Annotated in this window: 13 protein-coding genes; 9 read left to right on the top strand and 4 right to left on the bottom strand. The window is 71.5% G+C overall.

Annotated features, from left to right (window positions below):
- Positions 1 to 26 precede the first annotated feature (26 nt).
- A complete protein-coding gene (locus tag DEJ04_RS09135; protein WP_111038004.1) occupies positions 27 to 635 on the bottom strand; it encodes a hypothetical protein in 609 nt (202 codons plus the stop codon).
- 189 nt (positions 636 to 824) lie between these two features.
- On the opposite strand from DEJ04_RS09135, the gene DEJ04_RS09130 reads away from it, so the two are divergent.
- From DEJ04_RS09130 to DEJ04_RS09110, 5 genes are all read left to right on the top strand, one after another.
- Positions 825 to 1,727, top strand: coding sequence for an ABC transporter permease (locus DEJ04_RS09130; protein WP_111046864.1), 903 nt, complete (start codon positions 825 to 827; stop codon positions 1,725 to 1,727).
- A 3-nt stretch (positions 1,728 to 1,730) separates the two neighbouring features.
- On the top strand, positions 1,731 to 2,960 hold the full coding sequence (locus tag DEJ04_RS09125; RefSeq protein ID WP_111022340.1) for an ABC transporter ATP-binding protein: 1,230 nt from the start codon (positions 1,731 to 1,733) through the stop codon (positions 2,958 to 2,960).
- Positions 2,961 to 2,998: 38 nt separating this feature from the next.
- On the top strand, positions 2,999 to 4,054 hold the full coding sequence (locus DEJ04_RS09120) for a glycosyltransferase family 2 protein (RefSeq protein ID WP_111046863.1): 1,056 nt from the start codon (positions 2,999 to 3,001) through the stop codon (positions 4,052 to 4,054).
- A 74-nt stretch (positions 4,055 to 4,128) separates the two neighbouring features.
- Complete coding sequence (locus DEJ04_RS09115; protein WP_220035558.1) at positions 4,129 to 5,298, top strand: glycosyltransferase family 1 protein; 1,170 nt, start codon at positions 4,129 to 4,131, stop codon at positions 5,296 to 5,298.
- Positions 5,295 to 6,149 carry a glycosyltransferase family 2 protein gene (locus DEJ04_RS09110; protein WP_071406439.1) on the top strand — a complete coding sequence of 285 codons (855 nt, stop codon included), beginning with the start codon at positions 5,295 to 5,297 and terminating at the stop codon, positions 6,147 to 6,149. The genes DEJ04_RS09115 and DEJ04_RS09110 overlap by 4 nt, the downstream gene beginning before the upstream one ends.
- 138 nt (positions 6,150 to 6,287) lie before the next feature.
- Here DEJ04_RS09110 and DEJ04_RS09105 read toward each other — a convergent pair whose 3' ends face one another.
- The 3 genes from DEJ04_RS09105 to DEJ04_RS09095 all read right to left on the bottom strand — a co-directional run bounded on the left by DEJ04_RS09105 (position 6,288) and on the right by DEJ04_RS09095 (position 9,606).
- Positions 6,288 to 8,000 (bottom strand): glycosyltransferase, encoded by a 1,713-nt coding sequence (locus tag DEJ04_RS09105; protein WP_111046861.1) that lies wholly within the window; start codon positions 7,998 to 8,000, stop codon positions 6,288 to 6,290.
- 119 nt (positions 8,001 to 8,119) lie between these two features.
- Positions 8,120 to 8,983: a glucose-1-phosphate thymidylyltransferase RfbA gene (rfbA, locus tag DEJ04_RS09100; protein ID WP_111046860.1), complete on the bottom strand. Its 864-nt coding sequence runs from the start codon at positions 8,981 to 8,983 to the stop codon at positions 8,120 to 8,122.
- Between the two features lie 14 nt (positions 8,984 to 8,997).
- Entirely contained in the window at positions 8,998 to 9,606 is a 609-nt protein-coding gene (locus DEJ04_RS09095) for a dTDP-4-dehydrorhamnose 3,5-epimerase family protein (protein ID WP_071406436.1), read from the bottom strand.
- A 98-nt stretch (positions 9,607 to 9,704) separates the two neighbouring features.
- On the opposite strand from DEJ04_RS09095, the gene DEJ04_RS09090 reads away from it, so the two are divergent.
- The 4 genes from DEJ04_RS09090 to rfbB are packed head-to-tail and all read left to right on the top strand — an operon-like array spanning position 9,705 to position 14,794.
- A complete protein-coding gene (locus DEJ04_RS09090; protein ID WP_111029469.1) occupies positions 9,705 to 10,646 on the top strand; it encodes a glycosyltransferase family 2 protein in 942 nt (313 codons plus the stop codon).
- Positions 10,636 to 12,195, top strand: coding sequence for a glycosyltransferase family 39 protein (locus tag DEJ04_RS09085; RefSeq protein ID WP_111046859.1), 1,560 nt, complete (start codon positions 10,636 to 10,638; stop codon positions 12,193 to 12,195). Before DEJ04_RS09090 ends, DEJ04_RS09085 begins: the two co-directional genes overlap by 11 nt.
- Positions 12,192 to 13,811, top strand: a complete 1,620-nt coding sequence (locus tag DEJ04_RS09080; protein WP_111046858.1) for a glycosyltransferase family 39 protein — start codon at positions 12,192 to 12,194, stop codon at positions 13,809 to 13,811. Before DEJ04_RS09085 ends, DEJ04_RS09080 begins: the two co-directional genes overlap by 4 nt.
- Positions 13,808 to 14,794 (top strand): dTDP-glucose 4,6-dehydratase, encoded by a 987-nt coding sequence (gene rfbB, locus DEJ04_RS09075; RefSeq protein WP_071406432.1) that lies wholly within the window; start codon positions 13,808 to 13,810, stop codon positions 14,792 to 14,794. The genes DEJ04_RS09080 and rfbB overlap by 4 nt, the downstream gene beginning before the upstream one ends.
- Positions 14,795 to 14,797: the final 3 nt, after the last annotated feature.

Raw genomic sequence — 14,797 nt, 5'->3', positions numbered from 1 at the left:
GGTGCGGGGGGTGCGGGGGGTGCGCATCACGGGACCTCGGCGGTCAGGGGGTCGGACGTCGTCGACGCGGAGCCGACGGCGTAGGTCAGGGTGACGGACCAGGTGCCGCTCGACACCTTCGCCGCGGGGAACGACACCTGCGCGCAGTTCACCGACGAGGCACTCGCCTGTGCGGTGCTCGTGGCGGTGCGCGTGACGCCGTCCTTCGTCGCGGTGAAGGTGCACTTCCCGCTCGTGTCGGTCGTACCGGAGACCAGGCCACCGGCCTGGAGGGTCTTCGAGCCGGTGTCCCAGCCGGCGAACGTGACGACGGACGTGGCCGGGTACTCCGACGGGTCGGTGTCCGGCTGGTTCGTCGCGCCGCTGCCCGGGAACGCTCCGGGGGTGTCGTCGTCGGAGGCGCCGGCGTCGTCGCCGTCACCGTCGTCGGACCCACCGTCGGTCGGCGTCGAGGCCGCGTCGGTGGGGACCGAGGTCGCCGAGTCGTCGTCCGTCGGGGTCGCACTCGGGGTGCGCGAGACGGACGCGGACGGCGACGGGGTGGCGTCGTCGCCACCACCGGAACAACCGGCCAAGAGGAGACTGAGTGCACCGACCACCGCGAACGCAGCGATCGGCCTGGATGCGAGGAGCATGCTGACGGGCCGTCCTGTGGATGTTGACAAGGGTCCGGGTTGCAACAACGGTAACTCGAAAGTGAAGGTTGAGGGTTGGATCGGCCGGAATCACCCCCACTCGGGGTGCACGACGGCCGTCGCCCAACCCCGTCCCGCGGGCCCGGTGAGTATGCTGTTCCGGTCCTGCCCCCACGAACGAAGAGACGTATGGTCGACCAAGCCCGCATGACCGCGCTCGCGAAGGAACCCCTCGTCGTGATCGGCGCTCCGACGAGCGCCTTCCGCGGGACCTTCCGTGAGCTGCGCGACGTCTTCCGGCAGCGCGAGATGCTCGGCATGCTCGTCCGACGTGACCTGAAGGCCCGCTACAAGGACTCGGCACTCGGGTTCGTGTGGACGCTCGTGCGCCCGCTGACCCAGCTGCTCATCTACTACTTCGTCATCGGCAAGGTCCTCGGCGCCGCCAACGGCATCGACAACTTCGCGATCTACGTCTTCACCGGCCTGACCGCCTACACGCTCTTCAGCGAGATCGTCGCCGGGTCGACCGGGTCGATCGTCGGCAACTCCGGGCTGATCAAGAAGGTCTACGTCCCGCGCGAGGTCTTCCCGCTCGCCAGCGTGGGCGCGGCCCTGGTGAACTTCACCATCCAGTTCGCGATCCTGCTGGCGGCGACGGTCGTCATCGGCGTCTTCCCCTGGCACGAGGGCCTGGTCTACCTGATCCCCTCGCTCGCGGTGATCCTGGTCTACGGCGCGGCCATCGGCCTGGTGCTGTCCGCGCTCAACGTGTACCTGCGCGACGTGCAGTTCGTCATCGACGTCGGCCTGATGGTCCTGCTCTGGGCCTCGCCGATCGTCTACTCGTACTCGCGGGTGGTCGCGACCGTGAACGCCGACTGGCTCCTCACCCTCTACACGAACAACCCGCTGACCCTGTCGGTGCTCGGCCTGCAGAACGCGATCTGGTTGCACGACCCGGCCGACGTCACGTACCCGGACCACCTGATGCTGCGGCTGGGGATCGCGTTCGTGATCGGCGTCCTCTGCCTCATCGGTGCGCAGCGGATCTTCTCCCGCCTGCAGGGCAACTTCGCGCAGGAGCTCTAGACCATGGCCATCAGCACCCCCGTCGCCCCGACGACCGCCGGCGAGACCGCCGAGCGTCCCGACGTCATCGTCATCGACCACGTCCGCAAGCGCTTCACGGTCCGCAAGGACAACACCCTGCGCGAGCGCATCGTCACGCTCGGTCGCGCCGGGCGGAAGCACCGCCAGGACTTCTGGGCCCTCGACGACGTCACGGTGTCGATCCAGGCCGGCTCGACCGTCGGGCTCATCGGCCAGAACGGCTCCGGCAAGTCGACCCTGCTCAAGGCCATCGGCGGCATCATCCAGCCGACCTCCGGCACGGTGTCCCGCCGCGGTCGCCTCGCCGCCCTGCTCGAGCTCGGCGCAGGGTTCCACCCCGACCTGTCGGGTCGCGAGAACGTCTACCTCAACGCGAGCCTGCTCGGCCTCAGCCGCAAGCAGACCGACGAGAAGTTCGACGACATCCTGGCGTTCTCGGGCATCGGGGACTTCATCGACACCCAGGTGAAGTTCTACTCATCGGGCATGTACGTGCGGCTCGCGTTCGCCGTCGCCGTGCACACCGACCCCGACGTCCTGCTCGTCGACGAGGTCCTGGCCGTCGGTGACGAGGCCTTCCAGCGCAAGTGCCTCGACCGCATCCGCACCTTCCAGGAGGCCGGCAAGACGATCATCATCGTCACGCACTCCCTCAGCCAGGTGCAGGAGATGTGCGACCGCGTCGTCCTGCTCAACAAGGGCAAGGTGCTGCACGACGGTGACCCGGTCCAGGCCGTGAGCATGTTCCGCGAGGTGCTCGAGGAACGCCGTCAGGGCGAGCTCAGCACCGACGTCGCCGTCGGCCGGGGCAAGGTCATCGGCGCGAGCGTGCGCGTCGACGGCAAGGAGCCCCGCGCCGAGGTCATGCCGGGCGACGACCTCGTCGTGGACATGGAGTTCGAGCACCTGGACGGCATCGCCGACTGGGAGGCCGCGGTCCAGATCAACAACGCCGGTGGCCAGGTCGTCTACGGCACCACCACCGGCATCATGGGCCTCGAACTGCAACCGCTGCACGGTCGCCGGAAGCTCCGCCTGCGGATCGCCGACACCGCGTTCGGCACCGGCAAGTACTTCATCAACGTGTCGATGATGGACTCCGCCGGGCGCCACCTGCACGACATGCCGGAGTGCGACTCCTTCGAGGTCCCCGGGTTCGAGCACGCCGTGGGCACGGTCTACGCCGAACCCTCGATCGAGGAGCTCGACTGACCCCGGACGACGGCGACACCGGGACCAGCGCCGACGGCATGCCCCGTGGTGACTCCGCGCCCCGGACCGACGGCACGCTCCGCACCGCGGTCGTCGTCGTCAACTGGAACCGCGCCGACCTGACCACAGCGGCCGTCCGCGCCGTGCTCGCCGAGGGCACGGCCGACGACGTCATCGTCGTCGACAACGGGTCGTCCGACGACTCCGTCGCGGTGCTCCGCCGTGCCCTGCCGGACGCCACCGTCATCACACGCGGCGACAACGGCGGCTTCGCAGCCGGGGCCAACACCGGCATCCGGCACACGGACGCCGACGTCGTCGTGCTCCTGAACAACGACGCCGTGCCCGCACCGGGCTTCGTCGCGGCGCTCCGCGACCACCTGGCGCACGCCGGGCCCGAGGTCGCCGCGGTGACGGGCCGCATCGTGCTCGCCGGACGCTGGACGGGCCTCCCGGCCGGGGTGGAGCCAGCACCCGGCCAGCGCGTGCTGCGCGACCACGACGGCCGTCGCTGGACGCCGTCGGCGGACGGCGAGGTCCGGCTCAACTCGACCGGCGTCCGTGTCGACCGCGACGGCAACGGGATGGACCGCGACTGGTTCGCGCCCGTCGACCGGGTCGCCGACGTCGACGTCTTCGGGTTCTCCGGCGGCGCGTCCGCGCTCCGCCGATCGGCGCTGGACGACGTCGGCCTGCTCGACGAGTCCCTGTTCATGTACTACGAGGACACCGAGCTCGCCTGGCGGCTGCGCCGCCGCGGATGGCGCGTCGAGCACGCGGCCGACGCGGTCGTCGAGCACGACCACTCGGCGTCGTCCGGCGTGCAGAGCGACCTGTTCGTCTTCCGGAACGCGCGCAACCGCATCGTCGTCGCGCTCTGGCACGCCCCGTGGCCGACCGTCGCGCGGGCGAGCGTCCGCACCCTGGTGCGCGGCCTGCGCGGGCTGGCCTCCGGTCGCACACGCCGGGAGGCGCGGCTCGTCCTGACGGCGTTCGCGGACGTCGCGGGGACCCTGCCGGTCCACCTCGCGCGCCGGCTGCGCGAGACCCGGCGCGCGTCCGTCCCGCGCCGCAGCGTGGACCCGGGCGCATGAGTGCAGCGGGCTATCCTGGACACTCCCCCGTCGACGGCCCCGGCCACGACGTCCCCGCCCGGAAGGAACCACGCGTGCCGCAGCTCACCGTCCTCGTCGACGGGACCGCGGTACCGCAGGCGCTCGGCGGCGTCGGACGCTACGTCGAGGGGGTCGTCTCGCACCTGAACGACCCGTCGCTCGACGTCCACCTGGTCGTCCGCCCCGTGCACGCTCCGCACTTCGCCGCCGTCGCGCCGCACGCGACCGTGCACACCGCACCGGGCTGGACCGACTCGGTGCCGCTGCGGTTCCTGTGGGAGCAGACCGGGCTGCCGGCGCTCGGCCGTCGGCTGGGGGCGCAGGTGCTGCACTCGCCGCACTACACGTTCCCGTTCGGCTGGCGCGGCGGGTCCGTCGTCACGCTGCACGACGCCACGTTCTTCTCGAACCCCGAGTGGCACTCGCGCCTGAAGCGCACCTTCTTCACGTGGTGGAGCCGCCGGTCCCTGCGCACCCGGCCCGTCGTCATCGTGCCGAGCGCCGCGACCGCGACCGAGGCCGCCCGGGTCGTACGGGGCATCCGCGCCGACGTCCGGGTCGCACCGCTCGGCGTCGACCGCACGGTGTTCCACGAGCCCGACGTCGCCGCGGTCGAGGACGCCCGGATCGCCGCCACCCTGCCCGAGGGTGCCCCGTGGATCGCGTTCCTCGGCACCATCGAACCGCGGAAGAACGTCACGGCGCTGCTCGACGCGTACGCCTCGGTGCGCGCCGCGCGTGCGGCAGCCGGGTCGGACGGTGGCCCGGGTTCAGAGACCCCGTGGCTCGTGCTGTCCGGGGCCCGCGGCTGGGACCAGGCGGCCATCGCGCGGCTCGACGCCCTGCAGCCCACCGACCACGTCATCGAGGCCGGCTACCTGCCGCTCGAGGACCTCGCCGGGTTCCTCGGCGGTGCCGAGTTCGTCGTCTACCCGTCCCTCGGTGAGGGCTTCGGGCTGCCCGTGGTCGAGGCCATGGCCTCCGGCGCGTGCGTCCTGACCACCCGGCGGCTGTCGCTGCCCGAGGTCGGCGGTGACGCGGCCGTCTACAGCGAGCCCGACGCGACCGCGCTGGCGTCCGCGATGACGGCGCTGCTGGACGATCCCGCGCTCGTGGCCTCGCACCGTGCGGCGGCGCTGACGCGGGCCTCCGCGTTCACCTGGGACGCCACCGCCGCCGTGCACGTCGAGGCCTACGAGTCCGTCGCCGGGGGTGCGCGGTGATCCGGGTCGCGGTGCTGACGGTCACCTACAACACCGGCGAGACCATCCGGCCGTTCCTGGCGAGCGTCGCCGGTGCCTCGAAGGACCCGGTCGCCGTCGTCATCGCGGACAACGGTTCGGCCGACATCGACGCACTCCGGGCGATCGGTGAGTCCTACGGCGCCGTCGTGGTGTCCTCCGGTGGCAACCGCGGCTACGGCGGCGGGATCGACGCGGCCCTGAGCGCCCTCGACGACGTGCTGCCGGACGTCCGCCCGGAGTTCCTGCTCGTCACGAACCCCGACGTCGTGCTCGGTGAGGGCTCGATCGACGAACTCGTGGCCGCCGCGGACCGGTTGCCGTCCGGTGGGTCGTTCGGGCCCCGGATCCTCGACGACCAGGGCGAGACCTATCCGTCCGCCCGGCAGCTCCCCTCGCTCCGGACCGGCCTCGGCCACGCGGCGTTCTCGCGGTTCTGGCCGGCGAACCCGTGGAGCCAGCGGTACTGGTCCACCACGAAGGTCGTCGAGCGCGAGGCCGGATGGCTCTCCGGCGCGTGCTTCCTCATCCGGACGTCGCTCTTCCGCGAGCTCGACGGGTTCGACGAGTCGTACTTCATGTACTTCGAGGACGTCGACCTCGGGCAGCGCGTCGGTCGGTCGGGCCGAGCGAACGTGTACGTCCCCTCGGCGGTCGTCACCCACACCGGAGCCCACTCGACGTCGTCCAACCGGCGCCGCATGGAGATCGAGCACCACCGCAGCGCCTACCGGTTCCTGTCGCGGAAGTACCGGGCGTGGTGGCTCTGGCCCTTGCGCGTCGTGCTGCACGCGGGCCTGTCACTCCGCGCCCGCTGGGTCACGCGCAAGTAGCTCCCGCTCGGTCGGGCTGTCCCGCTCGGGCGGGCTGTCCCGTTCGCAAGACACCGGTGTTCGCGCGTTGCACCGCGGTCTGCGGGTGTTCCGAGTGCGAACACCGGTGTCTTGCGGGCCCGTTCGCACCCGGCGGCGTCAGGGGCGGCGCGAGTGCAGGCGGGTGCGCTCGGTGCGGGCGGCGGCCAGCAGCACGGCAGCGCGGGCGTCGAAGGAGTGCTCGGCGGCGATGCGCTCGGCCACGGCGGCCCGCTCGGCAGCCGACGGCCACGCGTGCGCCGGGTCGAGCAGGTCGGCCAGCTCGTCACGAGAGCCCGCCACCACGAGCGTCGGGACGTCCAGCACGTCGGACAGCCCGGCCACCGGGTCGGTCACGACGACTCCCCCGGACGCCAGCACGTCGAACACCCGGTTCGACACGAAGCCCCCGGCGGCCATGTCGGGCCAGTGGTCGTTGAGCACCACACGCGCCGAGGCGTAGGCCGCCGCGACCTCGGCCCGGGTCAGCGACGGTTCGCCGAGCGACTCCGCGGGGACGACCTCGTCCCAGCCCGGACCGTGCACGCGCAGATCGGCACCGAGCGCGACCGCGTCGGACACGATGGGTCGCGCGGCGCCGCGGGTCGAGCCGACGAACACCACGCGGTCGGCATCGGGGCTCGTCGCCGTGCGCGCGCCCGGGTGGAACACGGCCGGCTCGGTCGCCTGCAGCAGGGTCCGGACCGGCACGCCCGCACGCGCAGCGGCTGCGGCTGCCCACACCGGGCCGGCCGCGAAGGCCGCGTCGAACGACCGCAGTTCCGTGTCGGCGACGTCGTCGGGGTGGCTGATCACCCAGAGCAGGTTCACCGACGCCGGGTTCGGCGGCACCCGGTCGAGGCCCCGGATCACCAGGGTGACGTCGTCCGAGGCATCGTCGTCCCGCACGTGGGCGTCGCGTCGGTCGATCCGGACCCGCTGCCCGAGCCGCTCGAGTGCCCCGGCGAGCTCGGCCGCGAAGTGCACGTCGCCCCAGCCGTCGCCCTCCGGCCCGGCGGGCGCAGCGATCTTGAGCGACCAGACGAGGTGTTCGGCGTCGCCACCGGTCACGCGCGCGGCCGGCGACACCGGCCGGGCACCCCAGGGCGGCAGCGGCGGTCCGGCGACGACACCGGCGCCCTCGGACGCGCGGTCGCGCCAGGCGGTGAACGCGTCGACGGTCGCGGCGTCGACGGTGCGGCCGGCCTCGACTGAGCGGGTCGCCTCGCCGACGACGCGCACCGGTCCGCCGTGGGCATCGGCGACCGCGCGGCTCCAGGCCGTCAGGGTCATGCGTTCGTCCGGGAGGCACGGTGCCGGCACCAGCGCCGCCCCCGGCACCGAGAGCACCGGCTGGTCCGCCGCGAAGACGGTGTCGACGTCGGTCACGGTGTCGGCGCGGTCGTCCGACCACGGCAGGGCACCGGGGCGCAGCAGCCGGGCACCGGAGCGGAAGGTGCCGTCCGGCCATCGGACCCGGGCCTGCGCGACCGAGCCCGCGGCCGCCAGCGCGTGCAGTGCCGGCACGTCGACCGACACCGAGGTGTCGACGACCACGAGCGTCCGGCCCGCACCGGCTGCGACCCCGGTGTTGATCGCCGAGCCGAGGCCGTCGACGGGTTCCGGTCGGACCCACGGCAGGCGACGGCCGAACGGGTCGACCGGCGAGGCATCCGCGACGTAGCTCACGGCGCGGACGTCGACCCCGCGGCCGAAGGCACCACGGGCGACCGACACGAGTCGGGCGACCTCGGCGTGCCGGTCCGAACGGGTCGTGACGAGCACCGTGACGTCGTGGTCAAGCCGCGGCAGGGGACGGTCGAAGCCGTCCACGCGCGCCACGTCAGTCGGCGCTGCGGGCGCGGGACGGGCCTCCCGGTCGGGGTGGTCGGGAGCCGTCGTGTCGCGACGTCGGCGACCGAACCAACCGGGGGTGGGGGTCACGTGCGGAGCTAGACGCCGAGGAGTCGCTGCAGGTAGACGCCGTAGCCACCCTTGACCAGCGGCGCGGCGAGCTCGGCGAGCTGCGCGTCGTCGATCCAGCCGTTCCGCCAGGCGATCTCCTCGATGCAGCCGATCTTGAAGCCCTGACGGTCCTCGATGACCTTCACGTACTCCGACGCCTGCATCATCGACTCGAACGTGCCGGTGTCGAGCCACGCGGTGCCGCGGTCGAGGACCTGGACGCCGAGCTCGCCGGCCTCGAGGTAGCGCTCGTTGACCGTGGAGATCTCGAGCTCGCCGCGGGCGCTCGGCTCGATCGTCTTCGCGATCTCGATGACCTTGTTGTCGTAGAAGTACAGGCCGGGGACGGCGTAGTTCGACTTCGGTTCGGCCGGCTTCTCCTCGATGGAGACGGCGGTGAAGTCGTCGTCGAACTCCACGACGCCGTACGCCTTCGGGTCGGCCACGTGGTACGCGAAGATCGTCGCGCCCTGGACGTCGGTGTTCTTCCGGAGGTTCGTGCCGAGGCCGGTGCCGTGGAAGATGTTGTCGCCGAGGACGAGGGCGACGCTGTCGTCGCCGATGAACTCCTCGCCGATGACGAAGGCCTGCGCCAGACCGTCCGGGGACGGCTGCACGGCGTACTCGATCTCCATGCCGAACGACGAGCCGTCGCCGAGCAGGGCCCGGAACTGGTCGTTGTACTCCGGCGTCGTGATGACCAACACCTGTCGGATGCCCGCCATCATCAGGGTCGACAGGGGGTAGTAGACCATCGGCTTGTCGTAGATCGGCATGAGCTGCTTGCTGATGCCCTTGGTGATCGGCCAGAGGCGCGTGCCGGAACCGCCGGCGAGGATGATGCCCTTCATCGGTGTCCCGTCCCTTACTTCTTCGTCCGGAGCGACTCGGTGTACGCGACGCACTCCTCGTACGTCGGCAGCAGGCCCTGTGCCGCGGCTTCCTCGAGGGTGGGGGCGCTGGTGTCCTTCTCGGACAGCACGAGCTCGCCGAGGCCCTCGGGCAGGTCGAGCCCGACCGTCGGGTCGAGGATCGTGATCCCCTTCTCGCGCTCGGGGTTGTAGTGCGCGCTGACCAGGTAGTTCACGGTCGACTGGTCCTCGAGCGCGACGATCGCGTGGCCGAGCCCCTCGGACAGGTAGACGGCCTTGCGGTCGACGTCGTCGATCCGGACGGAGTCCCACTGGCCGAACGTCGGGGACCCGACGCGGATGTCGACGATGTAGTCGATGAACGCCCCGCGCACGGCGGTGACGTACTTGGCCTGGCTCGGTGCCACGAGGGCGTAGTGGATCCCGCGGGCGACACCGGCCGCGGAGATCGACATGTTCACCTGGCGGAGGTCGAGCGGGTGACCGACGGTCTCCTCGAGCACGTCGGCGCGGTACGCCTCGAGGAATGCTCCTCGTGCGTCGCCGTGCTGGACGGGCGTGAACTCCCACGCGCCAGGGATCTTCAGTTCGCGGATCTGCACCGGGGAAGCCTAGCAAGCCGTGAGTTCGCATAGGCTGTCCTGGTTCTGTGCCCCGCGCCCCGCGCGCTGCGACTCCCGAAACGAGACCAAGCGAGCCCGTGAAGCTATTCGTCCAGATCCCCTGCCTCAACGAGGAGAACACCCTCGCCAGCGTCATCGACTCCATCCCGCGGGAGATCGACGGCATCGACGAGATCGAGATCCTGGTGATCAACGACGGCAGCACCGACCGCACCGTCGAGGTCGCCAAGGAGCACGGCGTCAAGCACTTCGTGCACCACACCACGAACATGGGCCTGGCCCGCTCGTTCCGTGACGGCGTCGACTACGCGCTGCTGCACGGTGCGGACATCGTCGTGAACACCGACGGGGACAACCAGTACCCGCAGGCACAGATCGCCGAGCTCGTGCAGCCGATCCTCCGGAAGGAAGCCGAGATCGTCATCGGCGACCGGCAGACGCGCACCATCGAGCACTTCTCCGGCTTCAAGAAGATCATGCAGCGCTTCGGCTCGTGGGTCGCCAGCCGCGCTGCCGGGCTCGACCTGCCCGACGCGGCCAGCGGGTTCCGCGCGTACTCGAAGTACTCGCTCATCCGCCTGAACATCGTGACGCGCTTCAGCTACTGCATGGAGACCATCGTGCAGGCCGGCTACAAGCGCCTGGCGATCGCGTCGGTGCCGATCACGACGAACCCGAAGACCCGCGAGTCGCGGCTCTTCAACAACATCTTCCAGCACATGTTCGAGTCCGGCTCGGCGATCGCCCGCGTCTACCTGATGTACCGGCCCATGGCCCTGTTCCTCTGGGTCGCCGCGGTGCTCGGTGCGCTCGGACTCTGGCCGCTCATCCGCTACCTGGTGCTCCTGGCGATGCAGACCGGCGGCAACCACCTGCAGTCGATCATCCTCGGTGTCGTCCTGCTCATCACGGCGCTCCTCTCCATAGTCATCGGCGTCGTGGCCGACCTCACCCGCCTCAACCGCACGCTGGCCGAGGAGCAGCTCGACCTGCAGAAACTGCAGCGGTATGGCGACTGACACGGCACCGGCCGTGTCGCGCTCCGACGTCCGACCCGCGGTCGGGCGGCGCGAGCGCATCATCGTGATCGCGTTGACGGTGGCGTTCGCCGCCGTCCTCGCGGTCTGGGCCGTCGTCACCACGACGTACAAGGCCCCGGACGAGCCGACCCACGTCGACGCCGTGCTGCACCTGGCGATCGGTGACGGCTGGCCAGCGCCCGGTGCGATGCACTACCTGAACGCGGTGCACGACACCCAGATCAGCAACATGCGGCAGTCGACCGACGTGAACCAGACGTGGGGTGAGCTGCTCCGCGAGTTCCCGGGCGTGCACCCGACGAGCATCGACCAGATGTCACAGCACCCCGCCACGTACTACGCCCTGGCCGCCGGGGTCCTGCAGCTGGTGCACTTCGAGGACCTCCGCTGGGACCTCGCCGTCATGGTGCTGCGACTGTTCGACGCCCTGCTCGTCCTGCCGCTGCCGTTCCTGGCGTGGGCCACCGTGCGTCGGCTGACGCGGTCACCACGGGCCGCCCTGGTCGGCGGTGCGGCGGTGTTCGCCCTGCCCGAGGTCGCCTCGATCGGCACCTCGGTCACGAACGACGCGCTCATGCTGCCGCTGGCCGGGGCGCTCGTGTACTTCGTGGTGCGCCTGCTCACCGGCGACCTGCGGGTGCGCACGACCATCTGGATCGGGCTGCTGCTCGGCGCGATGCTGCTCGTCAAGGGCACCGCACTCCCCGCGATCCCGTTCGTGGGCATCGCCGTGATGGCCGCGGGCTGCACCCAGGCGACCGTCTGGCGGAACGCGCTCCGGACGCTGTGGACCCTGGGGCTCGCCGCCGTCGTCGGTGGCTGGTGGTGGCTGCGCAACATCCTCGTGTACCGCGACATCCAGCCGGACGGCATGGCCGGTGCACGTCCGCCGATGCCGTTCCCGGCCGGCACCGCCGCCAGCCCCGAGGTGTTCCTCCGCGACTACTGGAACGGCGTCACCCGGACCTTCTGGGGCAGCGTCGGTGGTCTCACCCAGTTCCAGCTCGCCCAGGTCCTGATCGACGGGCTGACCATCGCGTCGCTCGTCGGCATCGTCGTCTGGGGCTTCCGCCGCGGCCCGTCGCTCCGCCCGGCGATCGTGCTGGCGTCGTTCCCCGTCATCCTCATCGCCCTGCACCTGCAGAGCGGGTGGGGCGGGTACGTCCGGAGCACCATCGTCGCGGGCACCCAGGGGCGCTACTACTACCCCACGCTCATCGCCCTCATCGCCCTGAGCGCCCTCGCCTGGCGCCGGGTCACCGTGACGGCAGCCGGCACCACCCGACTCGCCGTCGGGATGTCGATCGCGGCGATGGCCATCGCGCTGTACGGCGTCGTCTACGCGCTGCGGGCCTTCGGGCGCGACGCCGCCTTCTGGGTCGACGAGTTCGCGGTCGGCCGGTTCGACCGCTACGGCATGGTCCCCGCCGGCACGAACTTCACCCTCGTCGCCGTCGCCGCGGTCGCACTGACCGTCACCGCCGTGCTGCTCGTCCGGTTCATGCGCCGTCCGGAGGTGCCCGCGTGAGCGCCCGCCGACCGCTCGTCGGCCGGCACGAGTGGGTCCTGCTCGGCACCGTGACGCTGGCCTGGCTCGCCTTCCTGCTGACCTTCGCCCTGGTCACCCCGGCCTTCGGGGCACCCGACGAGCCCGCACACGTCGACGCCGCGTTCCGCCTCGCGCTCGGACTCGGCTGGCCGCACGGCGGCGAGATGCACTACCTCGCCGCCGTGCGCCAGATCGTCGAGCACCCGGCACCGGCCGTCGACCGCCCCACGGTCGACGCGCTGCTGGCGGCGGTGCCCGGGGACTCCCCCGCGATCGACCCGATGTCCCAGAACCCGCCGACGTACTGGTTGGTGGCCGCCGGGATCCTGCGCGTCATCCGGTTCGGCTCGCACGACTGGGCGACCTCGGTGCTCGTGCTCCGCGTGTTCGACGTGCTGCTCGTCACCGCGCTGCCGGTCCTGGTCTGGGCGACGGTCCGTCGGGTGACCCGCTCGCCCCGCACGGCACTCGTCGCACCGGTCCTGCTCTTCGCCGTCCCGCAGCTGGCGCAGGTCACCTCCGGCGTCACGGTGTGGGCACCGGTCGTGCTGCTCGGTGCCGTGCTCGTCTGGCTGAGCGCACGCGTCCTGACCGGCGACCGTTCGTGGTGGACCACCGCCGGGCTCGCCGTCGCCGTCACCGGGCTGGCCGCCCTGAACGCGCTGGGGCTCCTGGCGATCCCGTTCGTCGTCCTCGTGTCCGCCCTGGCACCGGGCCGGACGCGGGGTCGCCGGGCCCTGCACGCCGGCGTGGTCGTCCTCGCTGCCGTCGCCGTGTCCGGCTGGTGGTGGGTGCGGACGCTGCTCGTGAGCGGGACGCTGCTGCCCGACGCCCTGCGCGCCGTCACGACCGTGCAGCCGTACCCGGCGGGCGGTGCGAACCCCGGGGCGTTCGCCGGGCGCCAGTGGGACGGTCTGACCGCCTCGTTCTTCGGCGCACTCGGTGCGAACCAGTGGCCGTTGCCGGCGATGGTCATCGACACGCTCGCGGTCGTCGGACTGGCCGTCATCGGGTGGTCGTACGCCCGCCGGGCTCCGGGCCGCAGGGTGACCACGATCCTGCTCGTCTGGCCGACCGTCGTCCTCGTCGCGACCCTCGCCTACAACTGGCGGAACTACCTCGGCACGCACCAGGGCAACGGGCTGCAGGGCCGGTTCCTGTTCGTCGCGGTCGTCGCGCTCGTGCTCGCCCAGGCGGTCGCGTGGCACGCCCTCGTCGTCCGTCCGGAGCTCCGCCGACGCCTGGCCCGGCTGGCGGTCGTCGGTTCGCTCGCGATCGGCACGTACGGCATCGGCCTGACCTACCGCGGCGGGTGGGAGAACACGCAGTTCCGCATCACGCCCGGCGGGATCTCCGCGATGGCCGGCGGCGCGGTCGCCGGGCCGTTCGCGATCCTGCTGGTCGCCATCGTGTTCACGGCCGCCGCCGTCGGGACCGTCGTCCTGGTGTGGCGCACCGTCGCCGAGCCGGGAGCACCCGCCACCACCGCCGAGCCCGCCGACGCCGCCGACGCCGCCGAGCCCGCCGACCCCACCAGCGGCCCGCTAGAATCGCCGCCGACCCACGAACCGACCGTCAGGAAAGAGAACTCGTGAAGATCCTCGTCACCGGAGGAGCCGGCTTCATCGGCTCGAACTTCGTTCGCCGCACGCTGGAGGACGCGTACCCCGGCCTCGAGGGCGCCGAGGTCGTCGTCTACGACGCACTGACCTACTCCGGCAACGAAGCGAACCTCGCCCCGGTCGCCGACTCCCCCCGCTACACCTTCGTGCACGGCGACATCCGCGACGCCGCGAAGCTCGACGAGGTCGTCCCGACCGTCGATGCCATCGTGCACTTCGCCGCCGAGTCCCACGTCGACCGCTCGGTCCGCGACTCCGGCATCTTCGTCGAGACCAACGTCGTGGGCACCCAGCGCCTGCTCGACGCCGCGCTCCGCCACGGCACCGAGCGGTTCGTGCACGTCTCCACCGACGAGGTCTACGGCTCCATCAGCGAGGGCTCGTGGGACGAGGAGCGCCCGCTCGAGCCGAACTCGCCGTACTCGGCGTCGAAGGCCGGCAGCGACCTGCTCGCCCGCAGCTACCACCGCACGCACGGGCTGAACCTCTCGATCACGCGCTGCTCGAACAACTACGGGCCGTACCACTTCCCCGAGAAGGTCATCCCGCTCTTCGTCACCAACCTCATCGACGACGTGCACGTGCCGCTGTACGGCGAGGGCAACAACATCCGCGACTGGCTGCACGTCGACGACCACACCCGTGGCATCGCGATGGTCCTGACCCGTGGCCGCGCCGGTGAGATCTACAACATCGGCGGCGGCACCGAGCTGACCAACAAGGAGCTCACGCAGCTGCTGCTCGACGCGACCGGCAAGGACTGGTCGTACGTCGACCGCGTCGCCGACCGTCTCGGCCACGACCTGCGCTACTCGGTCGACATCTCCAAGATCCAGGCCGAGCTCGGCTACGAGCCGCTCGTGCCGTTCGAGCAGGGCCTGGCCGACGTCGTGCAGTGGTACCGCGACAACCGCGCCTGGTGGGAGCCGCTCAAGCAGCGTGCGGCCCTGAGCTGAACC

It is taken from the genome of Curtobacterium sp. MCLR17_044 (assembly GCF_003234435.1).
In the GTDB taxonomy this organism is placed as follows: domain Bacteria; phylum Actinomycetota; class Actinomycetes; order Actinomycetales; family Microbacteriaceae; genus Curtobacterium; species Curtobacterium flaccumfaciens.
This window is presented reverse-complemented; position numbering and strand designations above follow the sequence as displayed.